The sequence below is a fragment of the Streptomyces sp. NPDC027962 genome (assembly GCF_055566095.1).
Genome location: NZ_JBVHTA010000066.1, coordinates 1 through 20,010 on the forward strand (window position 1 = coordinate 1; position 20,010 = coordinate 20,010).

A 20,010-nucleotide genomic window follows, 5' to 3' on the forward strand; every position below is an offset into this window, starting at 1 on the left:
CCCGCAACTCTGCGGCCTGTTCCACGGAGAGCTCCATGTCGGTAACAACGAGATACGCGAGATCAAGTAACGCCTACAGGATCACGAGACACTAGCGAAGGTCCGTAGGAACTCAGAGTGCTTCAGCCACTGCTGGAGGATGGCTACGGCCGACTTGGGCAGGTTGTTACTCTCGCGCGAGGTGCGCCCCTTAAAGTAGTTGAGCAGGACGGTTTTGTCTCCCGCCCAGTCGATGTCCCCAAGCCCCAAGTCCTCGATGCCGTCTGGAACGATTCCACTCCGAGCAGCGAACAAGGTCCGGTAGGCAAAAGCTGTCTCCACAGACGGGAACAACCGCACACTCGTTGGTCCGACCTGCAGGGCCGATTGCCTCACCGAGTTTCTGATCCCGAAATGTTTACAGATCTCCCCGGTGGTAGCTGGACCATTTCGTGCGAGGAGCCGCAGCACTCCTGCCGGCGTTGGCTCCAGCAGGGCGGATCCGTCGGTCGCCTCCACCTCGTGCAGGGCAGCTTGATGGTCGGCATAGGCGGCATCGACGATCTCCTGGCATCTTGCCTGCAGGGCTGCCCATTCCTCCTCCGTATACGGTGCGAGCGGCTCCGACCGGCTCGCGCGATTGAACTTTCGCCCCTCCGCGAACTGTTGCACCTCGCTCCGAAGCCCAGCCCCACCTTCCTTCAGCCCGAGAAGCATGGCCCTGGTGTGCCGCTCGGCTCGATTAGAATGTGAGAGCCAGAACTCGGACAGCATCGCAACGGTCAAGTCCCGCGCACCGCCTGGAGTCCGGTCGGCGAGCGCATCGACTATGAGCCTGATCGACAGCACATAGTCCCGCACCAGCATCGCGGAATCGACCCGGCCGTGCGGATGGACGAGAGAAACGAGCCCGGTCAAAAGATCTTCGGCAAGAGCACCCTGGTAACACTCCGCGAGTGTGAGGGTCAGTGATCTGGTGCGGCCCTTGCTGAAGGTACAGGTCACGCCCAGCGGGGCTTTCACCAAACGTGCTGGCATCAGCTGTCCTCCTCTTTGAACTCGGCTTCCACCTCAATTTCGGCCTTGGTTAGTTGAAGCGAACTTGCACGGGCTTCATATGAGGAGGCGTATGCCTGCTTGTAAATGCGCGAAACATCAAGGCGCTTGACGTACATTTCCGTGGTCAGGACGCTGCTGTGGCCAAGGAGATCGCGCAGAATTAGCAACGGCTCATTGGCAGTCAGGAAGTGCAGCCACACCGCATCTGCATCGTCCGACGCTAGTTGGGCGGCACTCGCGTAGTAGCCACGCGCGAGCTTTTCCAGGGTCCGCATAGCAAACGTGTGCCGGCACCGGTGCGGATACACGTGTGGAAATCGCGGATCCCATCGTTTGGCGATCCGCTGGGAGGTGCGTTCGAAGACGGTGGACCAAGCGGTGAACGGAGCTCCGCGGCTTTTGAGCCAGAGCAGGCACGAGCCACCTTCGGGTGCAACGAGTCTCAGACGTTCAGCCGGCGTCAGCGCCCCCCACATGACGCGGGTGCCGTTCACCCGGCCACCACGCACGTCCGGCTCGGTCACGTGCAAAGGCTCTCCCCACGATCGCGGCGGCGTCCACGTAGATCCGGCTCCGGTCATCTGCCGGTCCAGGCGGACATGCCCGTGCACCCGTTCAAGGTCCTCGAAAGCGATCCAAGTCCGCCTGAATTTCCGACCCTTCGTGAGGGGCGCCGGCACCGGGAACTCGATCGGCACCTCGGTCGGGCGCCGTGGTAACGCAGGAAGTTCGTACAGCAGCAGCATGCTGAACTCCCTACGACGCATCCCCGTCCCCAAGGCCAGCGCCCCACCCGCACCGTTCCTCGACAACTCCCGACCGTGAAAATTCATGTCCGCAGTGCCATCGGGACCAAGTCCCCCCAGCCCCTTGAGGAAAAGATCCTCAAATTCCGGTTCCAGGTAGCGGACCGTCACGTGAGGCTTCCCGACCCGCCTCGTGGCCAGGTTCGTCATCACCGTAGTTTTGGTACCACCAAACGCAGCCGTCGCCTGCTTGTAGGTGAACGGAACGGCACTGACTCCGGCTTCGGCGACCGCCCACTGGTAGAAACCGGACAGGATACTCACCTGCTGGTTCCAATAAGTCGCCTGCCAACGCTCGCCGATCGGGCCCGACTCATGAAACGCAGCGTAAGTACTCAATGCGTCTTTCAATCGGGCACGCGTGTCGAACAATTCGATTCCATGGACACGCAGGTGCTCCATCCAAGCCTTCACAGCTCGCCCGTATGCCCACCAACTTCCGACCGAGGCAACCTTGTTATTCGGTAAGTCCCTGAGCCATCGGTTCACCACTGTGGCCGGACGCCGCGAGACACCGTCGGCGAACAGTAGATCGTCGTCAACCAAGATCGGCATCCCGTCAGGAATCGCCGGAAGCCGTGGAACGTCCCACTGTTCCCACCCGGCCGTGTTGAACCTCTCAAGCAGCATGCACCCAGCATACTTATGACACACGAAGAAATGCGTAGAACAAGAGAATCGATGCCTCGCTCAAGTGCCTGCTCAGATACTTATAGCGACACACAAAGTAAGCGGCGAAAACCCCGAGGACGTCGAGCTTGAGCAGCCCGAGCTCCTCCACGTCGTCCTTGTCGAACTGCGCCATGGGGAAGCCCTCGCCGCTGGTGGGCATCACCGGTGTACGGGTGAGCAGCGAGGCGTCGGAGAGCAGCACGCCGCACGGATGCATGGCGATCCCGCGGGGCAGCGCGTCCAGCGCCTCGACCAGCTCCCACAGCCGCTTCCGTCCCTTCAACTCCTTTGCCACGGACCGCAGTTCCGGAAGCTCGTCCAGGGCGGCGCGGGCGTCACGGGCCCGGATGTGCGGGAAGGACTTGGCGATCCTGTCGATCTCGGCCGGGTCCATGGACAGGGCCGCGCCCACGTCCCGTACGGCGTGGCGCACCCGATAGGTCTCCGGCATGGCGACGGTCGCGACCCGCTCCTGGCCGAAGCGGCCGATGATCGCGCGGTAGACCTCGAGCCGGCGGGCGGATTCCACGTCGATGTCGATGTCGGGAAGGACGCGGCGCCGCTTGGACAGGAAGCGCTCCATCAGCAGCCCGTGCTCGACAGGGTCGGCGTGCGCGATGTCGAGGAGGTGGTTGACCAGGGAGCCGGCCCCGGAACCGCGCGCCGCGACCCGGATGCCCATCCTTCTGACGTCGTCCACGACCTGAGCGACCGTCAGGAAGTAGGAGGCGAAGCCGTGGTGGGCGATGATGTCCAGCTCGTGGTGCATCCGCTCCCAGTACTCGCGCCGGTCGTCGTAACCGCGCAGCACCATCCCGGCGGCGGCCCGGGAAGCCAGCACCCGCTGCGCCGTGCGGTGCTCGGCGCCGACGAGGCCCGGCTCCGGGAAGTGGACGCTACCGATCCCGAGGTCGTCCTCGGGGTCGACCAGGCATTCGGCGGCCGTCTCCTCCGTCATGGCGAGCAGCCGGTGCGCGGTGTCGCGCCGGAAGCCGGCGGCCTGCGCGACCCGGTCGGCGAGGTCCGCCATCGCGGCCGGGTCCTTGAGCCAGCGCTCACCGCTGTCGAGGCCCTTGCGCGGATCGATCGGCACCAGGCGGCGGGCCGCGTCGAGGACGTCGGCGACCGGGCCCTGGCCGGGGTCGGCGTACCGGACGGCGTTGGTCAGCACGGCCCGTACGCCCTGCTCCGCGGCGAGGCCGAGCGTGCGGGCGGCGTGACGCAGCGAACCGGCGCCGGTGCCGTCCCGGCCATGATGCACGACCTCCAGGCGCAGCCGGTCGCCATAACGCTCCCGCCAGGGGACGAGCAGCCTGGCCGCGCGGTCGGGGCGGCCGGCGGCCAGCGCTCTGCCCACCTCGGAGTCCGGTCCGAGCAGCACGGTCAGCCCGTCGCCGTGATTGTCGTCCCAGGGCAGCAGGGGGCCGCGGGGATCGTCCGCGTGGGCGGCGGTGATCATCCTGCACAGTGCGGCCCAGCCGCGCCGGTCACGGGCGAGGAAGAGGGTGCGGGGCGCGGACTCGTCGACGAACGCGCCGCCGCGCACCGGAGTGCGCCGCCGCTCCGCGGGCCCCTCACGCCGTTCGCGCTCCCCCATCGCGAGGTCCACCCCGAACAGCGGCCGGACACCCCCGTCGGCACAACCCTTGGCGAAGCGGACCGTGCCCGCGAGGGTGTCGCGGTCGGTCAGCGCGAGGGCGTCCATGCCGCGCTCGGCGGCACGCCCGGCCAGCCGCTCCGGGTGGGACGCTCCGTACCGCAGGGAGAACCCGGAAACGGTGTGCAGATGCGTGAAGCCTGACATCTGCACCTCCTGGATCAGTCGTTCTCACCTCCCCCACCTCCACCATAAACCAGTTTCGAACGTACGTACGACCATTGTTCGATGCCTGTTCGAACGCCGATCGGGGCCCTCTCCCGAGCCTCTACGCGGTGGTTCCGCCGAGCCGCCACGCGGCGGCCCCCGGCCGTGGAGAAACGGTGGCCCGCACGTCTACTCCTTCTTCGCCTCCTCTCGACCCGGGCGTCTGCCCTCTTGGCCCATTCGGCCCCGCCCCACCTGCGCGGGTACCGGGCGCCGTCGAGCGTTGAGCCCATGGCACAGACGGCGGACGACGGACCGCACACGGGCTTCCTCCATGAGATCAAGGACGCGGTGAGCATGCGGGCGGCCCTCCTTGTCATCGGTGTGCTGGCACTCCAGCTCGCGTTCATCACGTCGTTCATCGGCGCCTTCCACCAGCCGAAGCCGCACCGGATCGCAGTCGCGGTCACCTCGGCCGACACCCAGATCGCCGACGAGGCCCTCTACCGTTTCGACCGGCTGCCGGGCGAACCGCTCGACCCCCGTACCGTCGCCGACGAGGCGAGCGCCCGCCGGCAGATCACGGACCGGGAGATCCACGGCGCGCTCGTCATCGACCCGCTGGGCACCACCGACCGGCTACTGGTCGCCGGCGGCGCGGGCGGGGCACTCGCGCAGGCACTCACCGAGATCGTGGCCGAGGTGGAGCAGTCGCAGGGCCGTGCCGTGCGTGTCGTGGACGTGGTGCCCGGCGCGGCGGGCGACGCGCGTGGGCTCTCCGCGTTCTATCTGGTGGTCGGCTGGTGCGTGGGCGGCTATCTGTGCGCGGCGATCCTGGCGATCAGCGCGGGCGCCCGCCCCGCCAACGCGCACCGCGCCGTCATCCGGCTGGGCGTGCTGCTGCTGTACTCGGCCGTGGCCGGGCTGCTCGGCGCGGTGATCGCGAGCCCGGTCCTGGACGCGCTGCCGGGCAGCGTCTGGGCCCTGTGGGGGCTGGGCACGCTGGTGGTCTTCGCGGTCGGCGCCCTCACGCTGGCGCTGCAGGGGCTGGCGGGGATCGTCGGAATCGGCCTGGCGATCCTGCTCGTGGTCGTCCTCGGCAACCCGAGCGCGGGGGGCGCCTACCCTTATCCGCTGCTGCCGCCGTTCTGGCAGGTGATCGGCCCGGCACTGCCGCCGGGGGCGGGCACGTACGCGGCACGCTCGATCGCGTACTTCCGGGGGAACGGGGCGGGTGGGCCGATGCTGGTGCTTGCGGCGTGGGCGGTGGGGGGTGCGGTGGTGACGCTGGCATGCGCGGCGCTGCGGAGGGGGCGGGCGGCGGGAGCGGCGTAGGGGGCGCGTGGCGCCTGCGGCCGCTGTACCGATGTGCGGCTCCGAACCCGTGCCGTGCCGCCCACACACACCAAAGGGCCGGTTCCTCTCACGGTCGACGTGACAGGAACCGGCCCCCTGCAAAGCTCGGCGTCAGCCGATTTCCGCGCCGAACGTCGACAGCGCCTCACTCACCGGCTGGAAGAACGTCTCCCCGCCCGACGTGCAGTCGCCGCTGCCGCCCGAGGTGAGGCCGATCGCCGCGTCGCCCGAGAAGAGCGAGCCGCCGCTGTCGCCCGGCTCGGCGCAGACGTTCGTCTGGATGAGGCCCTCGACGATGTCGCCGTTGCCGTAGTTGACGGTGGCGTCGAGGCCGGTGACCTCGCCGTCGTGCACCTGGGTGGTGGAACCGCTGCGCGTGACCTGCATGCCGACGGTCGCCTCGCCCGCACGGGTGATCGCCTGCGTGCTGCCGTCGTAGAGGTTGACCTCGCTCGGGTGTTCCGTCGCGCCGTTGTACTTCACCAGCGCGAAGTCGTTGCCGGGGAACTGCGAGTCGACCATCGTGCCGACCGCCGCGCCACCCGCAGTGTCGGACCACTCGCTGCCGGACTGCCCGCAGTGTCCGGCGGTGATGAAGTGCGGCTCGCCGTCCTTGACCACGTTGAAGCCGAGCGAGCAGCGCCCGCCGCCGGAGTGGATCGCGTCGCCCCCCGCGATGAACGGACGGAACTCGCCCGCGGTCTTCTTGAGCTCGGCCTTGGCGCCGAGGCCCTTCACGACCTGCTCCAGCTTGGTCCAGTCGGCGCCCTTGACCGTGCGGTCCGCGGTGACGACCACCTTGTTGGTGACCGGGTCGGTCGCCCAGGAGGTGCCCGGGATGGTCGCCTTGTCGGAGAGGGTCTGCCGCGCGCTCTTCAGCTCGACCAGCGTGTTCTCGACGATTCTGGCCTTGCCGCCCGCCTCGCGCACGGTCTGCGCGGCGTCCTCGTTGAGCACGTTCACGATCAGCGCCTTGGCCTTGGCGTCGTAGTACGCGCCGGCCTCCTCGGCGCCGAGGTCCGCCCTCAGCGTGACGGCGAGGTCCCCCGCCGCCGGTGCCGTGAGGGTCTTCACGTCGAACTGCACGGTGCTGTCACTGGCGTTCGCGCTCTGCAGGGTGACGCCCGCGGCGACGAGGGCGACGATCGCGCCGCCCGCCACTGCCGCTTTCCTCTTGGGTATGCGCCGGTGCTTCAACTTCGACCTCCTGTGGGGGCCGCGCCCGGACAAGTGGGGTGCCCGGACACGGAGGATGAGCCGCCCACTATTCCGAGGCGTCGCACTCGCACACAAGGTCGACCATTGGACGGGCACACGACAACACTGTTGCGTTCACAGCCTCTTCACAGACAGGGGCACACTCCGGGCCGGTTTGCGGGGGCACGGCGGCCTCCTGATGGGTAATCATCGGACGGGCGGGGAAGCTCATGATGTCTGCACAGGCCATGTACGGCGAAGGGGGGCGTCGGGTGCGACGTCGGGTGCGCGCGGCGGACGGGCGGCATCTGGTGGTGGAGCGGCTGGGTGATCCACGTGGCAGACCGGTCTTTCTGCTGCACGGCACGCCGGGCAGCCGGCTCGGCCCCGCGCCGCGCGGCATGGTTCTCTACCAGCGCGGCACGCAGCTGATCGCGTACGACCGCCCCGGCTATGGCGGTTCGGACCGGCTGGCGGGCCGCAGTGTCGCCGATGTGGCCCAGGACGTGAGGGCGATCGCCGACGAGTTCGGGCTGAAGCGCTTCGCCGTCGTGGGCCGTTCCGGCGGCGCCCCGCACGCGCTGGCGTGCGCGGCACTGATGCCCGACCGGGTCACCCGTGCCGCCGCCCTGGTCACGCTCGCACCCAGGGACGCGGACGGCCTGGACTGGTTCGAGGGCATGGCCGCTTCGAACGTCACCGAGTACACGACCGCCTCCGCCGACCCGGCCGGCCTTGTCGAGCGGTTCACGCTGCGTTCGGCCGAGATCAGGAAGGACCCGGTCCGGCTGCTGAACGATCTGCGCAGGGAGCTCACCGACTCGGACCGCATGGTCGTCTCCGACGCCGGCGTCCGGTCCATGCTGCTGCGCAACTACCAGGAGGCACTTCGGACTTCGGCGTACGGGTGGATCGACGACGCGCTGGCCTTCTGCAGCCCCTGGGGCTTCGACCCGGCGGACATCAAGGGTCCGGTGATGCTGTGGCACGGGGAGAAGGACGTCTTCTCCCCGGTGGGCCACTCCCGCTGGCTCGCCCAGCGCATCCCGGGCGCGACGGCCGTCCTCGAGCCGGCCGCCGCGCACTTCGACGCGCTCCACGCACTGCCACGCGTCCTGACCTGGCTGCTCGAGGACGGCTGAGGGCAGGGACAGGGGAGGGCCGGGGGCGGCCGGAGGCCGCCCCGAACAGCCGAGGCGGCCGACCGCCCTGCACTCACACCGCGAGCGGCTCCAGGTCGCGGTACACCCGGCGCTCGTCCTTCGCGATCCGGGTCAGCGCGTGCTCGTCGCCCAGCAGCCGCTGCAGCTCCTCCACCGTCTCCGCCCTCAGCTGCGCCGCCTCGTCCTTGCGCCCCAGCAGGCCGAGCGTCACGGACATGTTGGAGGCGATACCGAGCACCTCGGGATGGTGCGCCCCGAGCACCTCACGGAGCCGGGCCACGGTCCGCTGCTCGATCTCGAACGCCTCCTCGCAGGCGCCCAGGTCCGCGAGGGCGTTGGCGAGGTTGATGGTGCTGTACAGGGCGTGCGGGTGGTCCCCGCCCAGCACTTCGCGCATCACCGTGACGACGTTCTGCAGCAGTTGCTCCGCCGTCTCCGGCGTGCCGCAGCCCCACTCGTAGATCCCGAGGTTGTTGATGGCGGCCAGGGTGTACGGGTGCCGCTCCCCCGGCACCTGGCGGTACTGGTCGACGACCTCCTGGGCCAGGTCGCGCGCGGCGACCGGCTCGCCGGCCGCGAACAGGTCCGCCGCCAGGTTCAGGTCGCAGGCCAGCGAATCCGGGTTGGCGGAGGTGTACTTGGTGCGGTAGCGGTTGCGGGTCGCGGTCGTCAGCCGCCGTGCGTCCTCGAGCCGGCCTGCCCTGCGCAGGGACACCGCGAGGCTCTTGCCCGCCGCCAGGGTCCCGGGGAAGGCCCGGCCCAGCTGCTCCTTGTACATGTCGTAGGTGCGGCTGAGGACGGCCACGGAGTCGTCGTACCGGCCGACCTCCCTGAGGTCGCGGGCGAGGTTCATCGCGGAGGAGAGGGTGTACGGGTGGTCGGGGCCGAGCACCTCGGTGCGCCGGTCGAAGACCTCCTGGTCGATCTCGCGGGCTCGCGAGTACCGCCCGACCATGCGCAGGTTCAGCGCCAGGTTGTTGGCGGCGGCGAGGGTACGGGGATGGGACTCGTGGAAGATCTGGCTGAACCCCTCGTGCGCCTCGGTCGCGAGCTCCATCGCCCTGCTGTACTCGCCGAGCGTGCCGAGGTCCATCGCCAGACCGCTGGTGGTCATGTACGTGTGCGGATGAGAGGCTCCGAGCACCGCGCGCTGCCGCTCCAGCGTCACCTCGTCGAGCTCCTTGGCCTCCACGTAACGGCCCTGGGAGCGCAGGATGTTGGAGAGGTGGAAGCGCAGGTACAGATACTGCAGGTCGTCGTTGCCGAGCTTGTCCTTCCATGATTCGCGCAGGTCGTTGCCGAGCACCGAGGCGGCGTTCCAGTCGCCGCGCTTCCACAGGTAGCGCACGCGGTCGATCAGCAGCCTGCGGGTCTCCGGCTCCTTGCAGTGCCTGGCCTCCGACGGGCCGAGGTGCGGCCAGATGGTGTTGAACCGCGGCCAGGTCTCGGGGTTGTCTATCGGCTCGTCGTCGTCGGGCCTGGCTCCGGCGAGGATGCGGTGGACGGCGTGCCGCGCGTCCATCTGCTCCTCCTCGCTGAGCTGCGCCCTGATGACGACCTGCACGAGCCGGTGCACCTGGATGGAGTTGGAGACCTGGTCGACCTTGGCGAGGGCGAACCGGCCGATCTCCCGGATGACCCGGCCGAGCACCAGCTTCTCCTGCAGGGAGGCGTCGTAAGGCTTGAGGGCCTCGATCATCTCCTTGCTGTAGAGGAGATTGGCGGAGATCGGCTCCGGCGCGAAGAAGGCGCAGAGCTGGAGCAGCCGGACGGCCGCCGGGGAGCGCTCCTTGAGCCGCTCGATGGACACGTTCCAGGTGGCGGCGACCGGCTCCGGGTATCCGGCGGGCTGATTGAGCGCGAGGACGCTCGCGGCCTGCTCCCGCAGCTGTTCCAGGTACGAGGCGACCGGTGTCGCCGTCTCCGCGATCCACGCCGCGGCCTGTTCGACCGCGAGCGGCAGGTCGCCGACCGCGGTGGCGACCTGGTCGGCGTCCTCGGCGCTCAGTCCGCGGGCGCGCCGCTGTATGTGCTCGATGGACTCCTCGCGCAGGAAGACGTCGACGGGCAGCGCGTCGCCGTACTGCGACCAGGTCTGGTTCCTGGACGTGACCAGGACGTGCCCGGGCCCGCCCGCGGGGAAGAACCGCTTGAGCCGCTCGGGGTCGTCGGCGTTGTCGAAGACCAGCAGCCACCGTGATGACGGCACGCCGCGCCGCAGCAGGTCGATGGCCTCCTCGGAGGCGGCCGCCATGTCCTCGCCGCCCTGCGCGCCGAGCCGGACGGCGAGTTCGGCGAGTCCGGCGACGACGTCGTCGGGCTGCTCGGAGGAGATCCACCAGACCAGGTCGTAGTCGGCCATGAACCGGTGGACGTACTCGAGCGCCACCTGGGTCTTGCCGACGCCGCCGAGTCCGTACAGGGTCTGCGGCTGCGGCAGCACCGCGGCCACGGCCATGCCGCCGCCGAGCTGGTCGCGCATCCGCTCGAGGACCACGGAGCGGCCGGTGAATCCGGGGTTGCGGGGCGGCGCGTTCCAGATCTTCGGCACCGTGCCGGGAAACCGCGGTCCGGGCGAGGCCGGCTCGGGCAGCTGCACGGGACGGTCGAGGGCGCGCAGCAGCGCGCCGGTGGCGTGCACCTCGTCGAGCCGGAACAGGTCGACGGGATTGCGGTCGATGTAGGGGGTGGTGAGGCGGACGTCGCCGACCCTGATCGGCAGGAGGTGGCGCCGCCCGCCGCTCGGGTCCTCCGCGGCGGCGCGCTGGAACACCTCCACCGCCCGGGGGGACTTGAGGTAGGCGCTGGACAGCAGAACGACCGTCCGGGCGGCGTTCTCCGCGGCGGCGGCGTCGACCTCCACGGTCTCCCGTTCCGCCGACACGTCGCGCGGCACGACCCGGAAGCCGGCCCGGCCGAGCACGTACTCGACCCAGTCGGCCCACATGCGGTTCTCCGCGACGTAGCTGAGGAAGAGGTCCGCGGGCAGTGCCGGGCGGCGGCGGGTGAAGGCGTCCCTGATGCGTATCCGGACGTCCTCGTTCACCTGGGGCATGGAGGTGACCTGCTGGTCGGTGACGACGGCGGTGAGCCGTTCGAAGGCGGACAGCAGCGAGCTGGTGAGCCCTGCCTCGTCGCCGAACGTGGCGAGCGTCTCCTCGTAGGCGTAGTAGGGCCGGTAGGGGATCTCCACCGCACCCCAGTAGGCGGCGACTTCCTCGCCGGAGACGCCGCTGGGGAAGCGGTCGAACTTGAGGCGGGCGAGGGCCCGTCCGGCGTCCGCCTTCTCCTTCTCGCCCTCGTCGATCCGCATCGGCACGGGGAAGATCCGGATGCCCCGGCCGCCGTACCGTTCGTCGATCTGGCGGGCGACGGCGGCGGCGCCGTCGATGGACTGGTCGCTGAGCGTGAAGCAGTCGACGAGGACGTCGGGCAGATGGACGGTGCAGATGTCGGCGATGTCGCTCAGACCGGTGCGGCTGTCGATGAGGACGTAGTCGTAGTTGGCCTTCATGTCGTCGCGCAGGGCGTCGAAGAAGTGCCCGCCGCCGAGCCGGTCGTAGAAGTTGTCCCAGTCGAAGGTGGACACGGTTGCCGAGTACTCGCGGTTCTGCTTGCCCGCAGAGACGAAGTCGAGCGTGCCGCCTTCGGGGAACTCCCAGCCGAGGCTCTCCGGGGTGAGCGAGACGGCGTGCGGCTGAATGCGCGCGTAGTCCAGGTGCCAGTCGTCGCGGCGCGGCTCGGGGTTGGTCGCGGCCCAGGCGTATTCGGTGATCAGGTCGATGACACCGGTGGTTGCGCCGAGCGTGGAGGGGTCGAGGAACGGGTGGAAGAAGCGGTGCAGGCCGGGTGCTTCCAGGTCCCAGTCGACCGCCAGGACGCGCTTGCCGTTCGCCGCGAGGATCCAGGCCACATTGGCCATGGCCATCGTGCGGCCGGTACCTCCCTTGTACGAGTAGAAGGTGACGATGCGCCCGTCACGACTGGCTGTCATCCGTGTCCTCCGCATCAGGGGCGATGTCACGCATGTTCGGGACGTAATAGGTGGTGCTGTACTCGGACGCCATCGGGCCGCGCAGCCGTGGCCGTTCGCTGTGGCTGCCGCCGCCCGGCGGTGCGGGTGGGTAGACCTCGGCATGCCGCAGGTACTCCTGTGCCGCAGCCTCCACCACCTGGGGCAGGAGCTGCCCGAAGGCCTCCATGCTGTGCACGCCCCTGGCGGCCGCCTGGCAGGCGGCACGGCCGTGGCGCATCTGGTGCGGCATGGTGCGCTCCAGCTTCTCGATCAGGGCGGCCTCCGAGCCCTGGCTGTCGGGGTCGTCGCGGTTCCACGGGACGACGACGCTGACCCAGGGGTGGGGCTGTGCGTCGAAGGCGGCGAGCTTGCGCCGCCGCTCCTCGTCCTCGAGGGCCCAGCGGTCGACGAGCAGGATCTCGGGGCGGGTGGGCGGCTGACCGGCCTCCGCGAGGGGTTCGTGGTCGAACGAGGAGAGGGTCGCCTGGTAGTTGAGGGAGCGCACCAGGTCCTGTGCGACGTACGCCAGCGGGCGGGCGGCTTCCGGGTGGTAGGGGTTCCAGTCCTGCGACTGCTTGCCGTAGAAGTCCGCCGACCGGCCGGGCGGCAGGTCGTGGCTGGTGGGCGCGGCGACGGTGACGTGCATGGGCCGGGGACCGCCGCTGGGTCGGCCGAACGCACTGGGTGCCTGCCGGAACTCGACCGGATTGCCGGGCGCGAGCCGTATCGTGTCGGCGACGCTGACGATCCGTTTCGCCAGCTCGTAGACGGCAGCCTCGTACTCCTCCGCGAATATCCGCAGCTTGATCAGGCCGTAGAGGCCGTCGGTCACATAGCGGTCGCCGAAGGCCCGGTGGTTGAACTGCAACCGTTCCGCCGGGCCCGGGAGTTGCTCCGGCGGCATCGGCACCCATAACGCGGGGACGATGGCCTCGGCGGGGCGGTTGCTCTTCGCGTGGTGGTAGATGGCCCTCTGGGCGAAGGCGTACCACTCCTTCCCGCACATCTCGCTGGCGAAGTAGCGGGGGGAGAACAGCGGGACGAACACCCGGCAGCTGGCGAGCACTTCACCCAGCCGTTCCGACCAGCCCTCCCCCGAGCGTATTTCCCGGTCCATGAAGCCGGCAGGGGCGCCGGCGGGCAGATCGGTCATGGCCATCACATGGCCGCACAGATCACGGAAGAGACGCTCGACCCACATATCGGGATCGGGGCCTCCCGCCCCGTACCGCGGTGTGTGCGCGTAGCTCAAGAAGAAGTACGGCCGATGGTCCGCCGCCCGCTGCGCTGAATCCGACACACGACCCCCGTCCTGTGTGAACGCCCGACCTGACACCCACTATCGATGAAAGACGCGAGCGAATTAATCATTCCGGAGCGGGTCGCACTTCATCCCCCCGCCGTTCGGTCAATCATCACCGCTTTTCGGTCATCCAACCCTGCGCGTGGTCGACCGCTTCCTTGATCGAGAACAGTCTTGCGGCTCTTCCCCCCAGTTGTCCGCTTCGTTCCACTCCCCAAATGAACGCGGCGCCCACGGCCTCGAAATCACTGTCGTCCAGTTCGACGTCGGTGTATTCGATCCATTCGGAACCGCCCCCCGGCTCGTGCACCACACAACGGTACGTGCGCATCGGTGATTGGGTCCTGTACTCGGCAAGATGGAATGCGGTGCACTTGGCGAAACCCACATTGATCATCAGTACGTGCGCTCCGGCGCGATAGAGCGCACCGAGTGGTGATCGCTCGCCGAGATGGCAGTCCAGCGGATGGTCCGCGAGCAGGTCGGCGGCCCGCCGCCCCACCGCCGCGAACGACGTCTGCGGGTGGGCGCTGCGCCGGGCGCCCTCCGCGGTCCGTACGGACTCGGCCAACCGGCCCATCCCCGAACTGGGTGTGGTGGCGGGGTCGAACGCCGGCATGTCCGCCCGGAAGGCCGCCGCCTGCTCGGGTGTCATGCCGCGCACCCGGGCCAGGTGGGCGGACGAGGTGTCGGAGTTCTCCGCCGTGAAAGCGGGCACCACCAGAGTGCCGTCCGGGCCGAGGACGTCGAGCAGGGCGTCGCGCAGTGTCCGCGCGCCCAGCCCGGTGGCGTGCAGGGAGGCGTGGACGAGGAGCGTCATGCCCCGGCGCACGCCCAGGGCGCGCAGCGCGTCGGCCGGGGCCTTGGTGCGTAACGGGTGGGTCATCGGGCGGCCTCCGTGTGCAGGGCGGCGATCAGGCGCTTGCCGCTGACGGTCGGTTCCGGTGCGTCCTGAAGGGCCTTGAGTGCGAGGGCGGCCTGGCCGGCGGCCTCCGGATCGAGGACGGCGAGCCCGATGCGTTCACAGGCACCGGCCAGCAACTCGGAAGCCGGCAGTGGCTCGTCCTGCCAGGGGGCTGTGTGCAGCCAGGCGCCGTCCTGGGCCAGCAGGTCCGTCACTTCGCCGAGCGCCCGCAGTCTGGCCCGGTGGTAGCCCCGCACCAGCGCGGCCGCCAGGGCCGCGGGGCCGCCGCCCAGGCTGAGACCGAGCGCGCCGAAGGCGTGCCGGCCGACCGACGGTCCACCGTCGCGCAGTGGCGTCAGGGTGGTGAGGGACGCGGCGAGTTCGGCGGCCTGCTCGGGCGCGGTGTCCCGCAGCAGGGCCCAGGCCGCGGCGAGCGCCTGGGTGTTCTCGACGGCGTGCACCGGCTCGTCGAAGCAGTCACGGAACGGGTCGAGGTCGTCGAGCACGAGGTCCGGCCAGCCCTCGAGCCCGGGTCTGTGCACGGGCCGCCAGCCGTCGGTGGCCTCGCCGGTCCGTACGCGTAATGCCGCTCGCCCCGGCACCGTCACGCACAGCTCGTCCCGGCTGCCGCGGACTTCGGCGTCGCACGGCTCGCCGTTCGCGGACAGCCGCAGCTCGCCCAGGGTGGGCAGGACGAGCGTGCCGGTGGGGCAGCTCACCTGTACAGGGATGTCGAGCCCGCTCCGCAGCGCCGCGGCGGCGACATAGGAGTCCAGGCGCAGAGCGAGTGCGACGGCGTCCGGGTGCTGTTCCCGCAGGGCGTCCAGGCAGGTGTGGAGCCAGGTGCGGGTGTAGGGGTGGGCGTAGATCTCGTCGAGGCCGAGGGACGTCTCGTCGATGGTGGCCGCCAGCCGCCAGGCGGAGGACCATCGCTCGCCGCCGCGGCCCGCCAGCTCCTCGTTGAGCCGGGCGAGGCTGTAGCGGGTCAGGTCCTGCTGGAGGATGAGCAGCGCCTCCGGATCGGTCACGGCCGGGGACACGGTCGCCTCCGCCGTGCGCTGCTCGATGCCGCGGATCAGCGCTTCGAGGTCCTCGCAGTACACCGACGTGTTGTCGAACCCGGACTGTGAGGCGTAGCGGTGGGTGTAGAGCCCGCCGCCGCAGGACCTGACGACCGGGCACTGACGGCACGTCCGGCTGACGCCCTCCAGGCCGAGTTGGCGTGCCCGGACCCCGGGGTGGGAGGCGACGCGGTCGAAGGGGTCGCCGAAGACGTCGAATCCGGTGGCTGCCGCGCCCTCGTAGGCGCTCTTGAGCGAGTCGACCTGCTCCAGGGTGCCGTCGGTCTCGACGACGACGAGGTCGGAGGGGGCAAGGCCCAGGGATTCGGTGAGGCTCGGGCCCCCGGCGAGAGTGGAGAGTACGGATTCGAAGAGCCGCACCGGTACGGGCCTGCCCTGGGCGTCCCAGCGGTCGAAGACCTTCAGGATCCAGTCGGCGTAGGCGGTGGGGGATCCGTCCGGACGGGGCGGTGGCTCGTCCCATGTGGCGTGCGGGAGCAGGAAGTCGATACGCGGCGGCTCGAGCTCGGCCAGCGCGTCGTACACGGCCACCGGGTCGTTGGCCACGTCGATGGTGCACAGGAGACCGAGGTAGAGGTGGCGGTAGCGCTCCTGGCGGAGAAGATCCACGGCCCGCAGGACGAGCGGATGGCTGGTGCGGCCGTCCGCGTAGCGGCGGTGGCGGTCGTTGGCGGTGCGGTCACCGTCGAGGGAGATGCCGACCCGGACGTCGAATTCGTCGAACAGGTCGAGATAGCGGCTGCTGAGCTGAATCCCGTTGGTGTGAATCTTCAGCTCCAGCGCGGCGACGTTGTCGAGGGCTGCGGTGAACTCCTCGCAGACGCGGCGCAGACGGGCGGGGCCCGCCAGCAGAGGCTCCCCTCCGTGCAGGATCACTGACACGGAGGGCAGGGCATGGCTCTTGGCATGCTCGGCCAGTCGCAGAGCTGTCCAGGAAATCGCTTCGTCAGAGATTGCCTTCGGGCGGGTACGCCAGCTCTGATCAGCGTGTTCGTAGATGTAGCAATGATCGCAGGCAAGATCGCACCTGCTGTGGACCTTCACAACAATCTGCTGGAAGGGGACCAAAGGGGGCCCTGTCATTCCACCAGTCTAGGGCCAGTTCGCAGCGCTCCGGAGGTGTGTCAGAGCGCAGAGTTGAACGTGGTGGAACGCAGAGCGCGCGCGCCTGAGGCGGGCAGAACGCGGGCGAGCTTCTCTGCGGCATCGGCGCCGCGCACGTCGATCTGTGCCAGCGGAACTCGATTCTTCTTCGCAGCGGCGAATGAGGCGGAGGAGTGAAGGGTCATGACGAGGCCGTCCTTGATGTTGTGTCCAGCTCAATGCTGTGCCCAGCGGGGATACCACGCACCGTTGCGATGCCGGCGGCACGACTTTACTCTCATGGCCACTCGCAGCAACTCAGCATGGGGACAAGCGGCAAACGAGTTGCGCCACATTCTCGCAGGACCGCAAGGAACAAGCGATTCCGCCTAAAGAGTGAAGACAAAACCGCAGACGGGGGTGTGTATGAGCGAGCTTTCGAGCCCACTGCACAGCATGGTCTTCCGCAACGGCGATCTACCGGTTCTCTACCACCGCACCGACACCATCGCCATCGCCCGCCAGCGCGAGGCCGTCGCGGGCACCCGCCTCCAGCTGCTCCTGCTGGTGGCGGGAGCGGCCCTGGCGGCGCTGCCCACCTCGCTCAGGCTCGGCGAATCCTTCCAACTCGCCTCTCTGTTCAGTGCGTTGGCGTACGCCGGTGTCCTGGTGCTGGGGTACCGCTCCGCGCGCCGCAGAGCAAAGTCACACTGGCAACTGAACCGCTCCGCCGCCGAGTTCATCAAGTCCATGTGCTGGCGATACGCGGTCCATGGAGCACCGTTCGACTCACGCACTTCCGAGCACGATGCCGATGAATTGTTCACCGCCCGTCTGGAGGAAGGATTACGGGAGTTGGCCAAGGTCGGCTGGGAGGATCCGCGTACGGCGGGCGACGACGCCGCCGCGGCCGATCTGATCACCACTCCCATGAGGCGGCTGCGGGCCAGGCCCTTCAGCGTACGCAAGGAGACCTACGTCAGGGACCGGCTGATCGAGCAGCGCAACTGGTACCACCGGCGCACGGAGGTGTCCCGGCGTGCGACCACGCTCTGGTCCGCCTCGATCGCGCTGCTCACCCTCCTCGCCCTGCTGTTCGCCACACTACGGACCTTCTCGGTGGGCGGCTCCGTCCCCGCGCAGGGTGTGCTGTCGGCCGCGGCCGCCGCCTGCCTTGCGTGGAGCGAGATCCGCCGCCACCAGCCGCTGATCGCCGCACACTCACTGGTGGAGGAGGATCTGGCAGCCATGCACACGGCAATGGAGACGACGGTCACCGACGCGCAGTGGCCCTCCGCGGTGTACGAGACCGAGCGCATCGTCTCGCCCCAGCACACGGACTGGCTGGTCAGGCACCGTAGTTGACCGCCTTGTCGGCGGGCCTGCTCAGGCCCGCCTCAGTCCCTCGCGCCAGATGACGGTCACGGGCTTTCCGAGGCCGCGGGCGTAGCGCACGATGTCGCCGGTGCCGCCGTGGCCTCGGGCCGGGAGGCCGTCCCAGACGGCGAGGAGGCGGTCGCAGTGGTCGGCGATGTAGGCGCCGGCCGCGTAGTAGGCGTCGTCCGTGGAGAAGGGGAAGGCAAGCTGGACCTCCCGTGTGGCGAGGCCCTTGAGCCGTCGGTAACCGGCGAGTTCCCCAGGTCCGTTGAAGCCCTTTTCGTAGTCACCGCTGGGGATGACGACGGTCAGTTCCGCGCCGCATTCCAGGGCGATGTCCGCGAAGAGCTGGTCGGCCCCCACCGCCAGGCTGGACAGGGCCTCCATCGAGCCCTGGTGGCCGCAGAGCACGGCCCGCAACCCCGCGCTGATATGGGCTCGGGCCTCACGTGGGATGCTGCGGTGGCCGGTCACTCCGATGCGTTTCACTGAGCTGCAACCCCCGTTACTGCGCTCCCCCGCCCTGCTTACATCCTCTCAAACAGGAGAGGGCCTCAAACAGAGGACGGGCTCGAACAGGGGACGGACGCAATCAGTGGCTGCACGTCGAGCCCTCGTCCCGTCATGACGGGACGAGGGCTCGACCGGTGCCGGTTGCCGGGCCGGTCGACACGGCCTGGCAGGGCCGGACGTCAGTAGACGCTGACTCCGTAGGCGCTGAGGGCCTCGGTCACGGGCTGGAAGAACGTCGTGCCGCCGAAGGTGCAGTTGCCGCTGCCGCCGGAGGTCAGACCGATGGCCCGGCTGCCGGAGTAGAGCGGACCTCCGCTGTCGCCCGGTTCGGCGCAGACATTGGTGCGGATCATGCCGTAGACGATGTCTCCGCCGCCGTAGTTGACGGTGGCGTTGAGTCCGGTGACGGTGCCGCTGTGGGTGCCCGTCGTGGAGCCGCGGCGGGTGACGGACATGCCGACGGTGGCGTTGGCCGCGCTGGTGATGTCCCTGCTGCCGACGGTGCCGGGGTGGCTGAGCGAGGTGTTGGAGTAGCGCACGAGGCCGTAGTCGTTGCCCGGGAAGCTCGAGCCGGCCGTGGGGCCGATGGTCGTGGTGCGGGACGAGTTGGTGTACCACGTGCCCGCCCCGTCGGTGCAGTGCCCGGCGGTCAGGAGGTAGTACGTGCTGCCGCTGCGGACGTTGAAGCCGAGAGAGCAGCGCCAGCTGGAGGCGTAGATCGCGTCGCCACCGGAGATCAGCTTGGAGAAGGTGCCGGGCGTGCGTTCGATGCGCAGGGCACCGGCGTTGGTCCCTGCCTCGCGTTTGATCTTCGCTATCTCGGCCTTCGAGACGGTGCTGTCGGCCGTGACGACGAGCGTTCCTGTCGCTTTGTCGACGTGCCAGGCGGTGCCCGGCACGTCCGCCGTGAGCACGGCGTCGCTCGCCGCAGTGAGCTGCCCTGCGCTGAAGGTCTGTGCCTGGTCGGCGTTGGCGGTGGGGACGGCCAGTGCTGCGGCGGCAATCAGGCCGGTGGAGACCGCGAGCAGACGGGTGCGTCTCGCGGTGCCGGTGCGGGGGATGGTGCGCTTGATCCTCACTTGTCGTTCCTCCCGAGGGGTGGATGGCCCGTCCGTGGGGTCGGGGCCTGTGAGGCGCAGCCATGAGCACTTCGACATCCGGAACGCCCGGATATCGGACAGACCGTGCTCCTGACAAGCGCTGTTCGGGAGTATTGGCGGCGTCAACTACCGGCGCAAGGGCGCCTTTCGGCCGCAGCGCACATGCACGCCGGACCGCCCCGGTGGCCTGCTGCCGCCGGGCTGCGCTGTACACAGAGCTGTCGACCGGTGGGACGTGTCAGAGGGGCGGGGGGTTCCGTTCACCGGCGGTGACGGCGAAGGAAGGGGGCTGCCCGGCGGGGGCCCGTCCCGTACGGCGTCATCCCGATGCCGTGCTGCGTCGCGAAGGTCTCTGGGCGGTGCGCGACTTCGCCCCGCACTCCGAAGCGCGGCGCAGGTTCCAGGGAGCCGGCGGCCGGGCCGCGGTCGGCAGCGGAACGAATCTGGCCGGTGAAGGGCTTGTCGTCGAGGGTGAGGGCGTCCGCCGCGGTGGCGTTCGGCACCGCCGCGTCGGGGTCTCCTCTCCAGTGCCACAGACGGCCGGAATTCGCCCCTCCGGGTGACCGGAGAGCCAGTGGTCCCAGTACGGGAGAGCGG

Annotated in this window: 14 protein-coding genes and 1 pseudogene; 3 read left to right on the plus strand and 12 right to left on the minus strand. The window is 69.3% G+C overall.

Annotated elements, in window-relative coordinates; all coding sequences use genetic code 11:
* Window positions 1-81: 81 nt before the first annotated feature.
* The 3 genes and pseudogenes from ACZ4SA_RS35235 to ACZ4SA_RS35245 form a co-directional block, all read right to left on the minus strand.
* Window positions 82-1,017 carry a hypothetical protein gene (locus ACZ4SA_RS35235; protein ID WP_468282333.1) on the minus strand — a complete coding sequence of 312 codons (936 nt, stop codon included), beginning with the start codon at window positions 1,015-1,017 and terminating at the stop codon, window positions 82-84.
* Window positions 1,017-2,474: a site-specific integrase gene (locus ACZ4SA_RS35240; protein WP_468282336.1), complete on the minus strand. Its 1,458-nt coding sequence runs from the start codon at window positions 2,472-2,474 to the stop codon at window positions 1,017-1,019. The genes ACZ4SA_RS35235 and ACZ4SA_RS35240 overlap by 1 nt, the downstream gene beginning before the upstream one ends.
* A 109-nt stretch (window positions 2,475-2,583) precedes the next feature.
* A pseudogene (locus tag ACZ4SA_RS35245) lies at window positions 2,584-4,320 on the minus strand (PHP domain-containing protein); the annotation flags it as partial.
* Between the two features lie 291 nt (window positions 4,321-4,611).
* On the opposite strand from ACZ4SA_RS35245, the gene ACZ4SA_RS35250 reads away from it, so the two are divergent.
* Window positions 4,612-5,655: a DUF3533 domain-containing protein gene (locus ACZ4SA_RS35250; RefSeq protein WP_468282339.1), complete on the plus strand. Its 1,044-nt coding sequence runs from the start codon at window positions 4,612-4,614 to the stop codon at window positions 5,653-5,655.
* Window positions 5,656-5,787: 132 nt separating this feature from the next.
* Here the strand turns inward: ACZ4SA_RS35250 and ACZ4SA_RS35255 are convergent, their stop codons facing one another.
* A complete protein-coding gene (locus ACZ4SA_RS35255) occupies window positions 5,788-6,873 on the minus strand; it encodes a S1 family peptidase (protein WP_468282341.1) in 1,086 nt (361 codons plus the stop codon).
* 272 nt (window positions 6,874-7,145) lie between these two features.
* On the opposite strand from ACZ4SA_RS35255, the gene ACZ4SA_RS35260 reads away from it, so the two are divergent.
* A complete protein-coding gene (locus ACZ4SA_RS35260) occupies window positions 7,146-8,015 on the plus strand; it encodes an alpha/beta fold hydrolase (RefSeq protein WP_468282344.1) in 870 nt (289 codons plus the stop codon).
* 73 nt (window positions 8,016-8,088) lie between these two features.
* On the opposite strand, the gene fxsT is transcribed toward ACZ4SA_RS35260, so the two are convergent.
* The 5 genes from fxsT to fxsA all read right to left on the minus strand — a co-directional run bounded on the left by fxsT (window position 8,089) and on the right by fxsA (window position 16,629).
* Complete coding sequence (gene fxsT / locus ACZ4SA_RS35265; RefSeq protein WP_468282348.1) at window positions 8,089-12,030, minus strand: FxSxx-COOH system tetratricopeptide repeat protein; 3,942 nt, start codon at window positions 12,028-12,030, stop codon at window positions 8,089-8,091.
* Window positions 12,014-13,351: a TIR-like protein FxsC gene (locus ACZ4SA_RS35270; RefSeq protein WP_468282351.1), complete on the minus strand. Its 1,338-nt coding sequence runs from the start codon at window positions 13,349-13,351 to the stop codon at window positions 12,014-12,016. The genes fxsT and ACZ4SA_RS35270 overlap by 17 nt, the downstream gene beginning before the upstream one ends.
* Window positions 13,352-13,466: 115 nt before the next feature.
* On the minus strand, window positions 13,467-14,240 hold the full coding sequence (locus tag ACZ4SA_RS35275; protein WP_468282354.1) for an AAC(3) family N-acetyltransferase: 774 nt from the start codon (window positions 14,238-14,240) through the stop codon (window positions 13,467-13,469).
* On the minus strand, window positions 14,237-16,423 hold the full coding sequence (fxsBH, locus tag ACZ4SA_RS35280) for a radical SAM/SPASM protein FxsBH, inactivated beta-hydroxylase extension form (protein ID WP_468282357.1): 2,187 nt from the start codon (window positions 16,421-16,423) through the stop codon (window positions 14,237-14,239). Before fxsBH ends, ACZ4SA_RS35275 begins: the two co-directional genes overlap by 4 nt.
* 41 nt (window positions 16,424-16,464) lie before the next feature.
* Window positions 16,465-16,629, minus strand: coding sequence for an FxSxx-COOH cyclophane-containing RiPP peptide (gene fxsA, locus ACZ4SA_RS35285; protein ID WP_468282360.1), 165 nt, complete (start codon window positions 16,627-16,629; stop codon window positions 16,465-16,467).
* Window positions 16,630-16,879: 250 nt separating this feature from the next.
* Between fxsA and ACZ4SA_RS35290 the strand changes: the two genes are divergently transcribed.
* A complete protein-coding gene (locus tag ACZ4SA_RS35290; protein ID WP_468282392.1) occupies window positions 16,880-17,788 on the plus strand; it encodes a DUF4231 domain-containing protein in 909 nt (302 codons plus the stop codon).
* Between the two features lie 21 nt (window positions 17,789-17,809).
* Here the strand turns inward: ACZ4SA_RS35290 and ACZ4SA_RS35295 are convergent, their stop codons facing one another.
* From ACZ4SA_RS35295 to ACZ4SA_RS35305, 3 genes are all read right to left on the minus strand, one after another.
* Window positions 17,810-18,289 (minus strand): hypothetical protein, encoded by a 480-nt coding sequence (locus tag ACZ4SA_RS35295; RefSeq protein WP_468282364.1) that lies wholly within the window; start codon window positions 18,287-18,289, stop codon window positions 17,810-17,812.
* Window positions 18,290-18,492: 203 nt separating this feature from the next.
* Window positions 18,493-19,392, minus strand: a complete 900-nt coding sequence (locus tag ACZ4SA_RS35300; protein ID WP_468282367.1) for a S1 family peptidase — start codon at window positions 19,390-19,392, stop codon at window positions 18,493-18,495.
* Between the two features lie 281 nt (window positions 19,393-19,673).
* On the minus strand, window positions 19,674-19,916 hold the full coding sequence (locus ACZ4SA_RS35305) for a hypothetical protein (protein ID WP_468282370.1): 243 nt from the start codon (window positions 19,914-19,916) through the stop codon (window positions 19,674-19,676).
* Window positions 19,917-20,010 lie beyond the last annotated feature (94 nt).

What these genes read in the sequence shown, in the direction of transcription:
- ACZ4SA_RS35235 (WP_468282333.1), bottom strand. Translation starts at nt 1,017, where the DNA reads ATGCCAGCACGTTTGGTGAAAGCCCCGCTGGGCGTGACCTGTACCTTC.
- ACZ4SA_RS35240 (WP_468282336.1), bottom strand. Translation starts at nt 2,474, where the DNA reads ATGCTGCTTGAGAGGTTCAACACGGCCGGGTGGGAACAGTGGGACGTT.
- ACZ4SA_RS35250 (WP_468282339.1), top strand. Translation starts at nt 4,612, where the DNA reads ATGGCACAGACGGCGGACGACGGACCGCACACGGGCTTCCTCCATGAG.
- fxsT (WP_468282348.1), bottom strand. Translation starts at nt 12,030, where the DNA reads ATGACAGCCAGTCGTGACGGGCGCATCGTCACCTTCTACTCGTACAAG.
- ACZ4SA_RS35275 (WP_468282354.1), bottom strand. Translation starts at nt 14,240, where the DNA reads ATGACCCACCCGTTACGCACCAAGGCCCCGGCCGACGCGCTGCGCGCC.
- fxsBH (WP_468282357.1), bottom strand. Translation starts at nt 16,423, where the DNA reads ATGACAGGGCCCCCTTTGGTCCCCTTCCAGCAGATTGTTGTGAAGGTC.
- fxsA (WP_468282360.1), bottom strand. Translation starts at nt 16,629, where the DNA reads ATGACCCTTCACTCCTCCGCCTCATTCGCCGCTGCGAAGAAGAATCGA.
- ACZ4SA_RS35290 (WP_468282392.1), top strand. Translation starts at nt 16,880, where the DNA reads ATGGTCTTCCGCAACGGCGATCTACCGGTTCTCTACCACCGCACCGAC.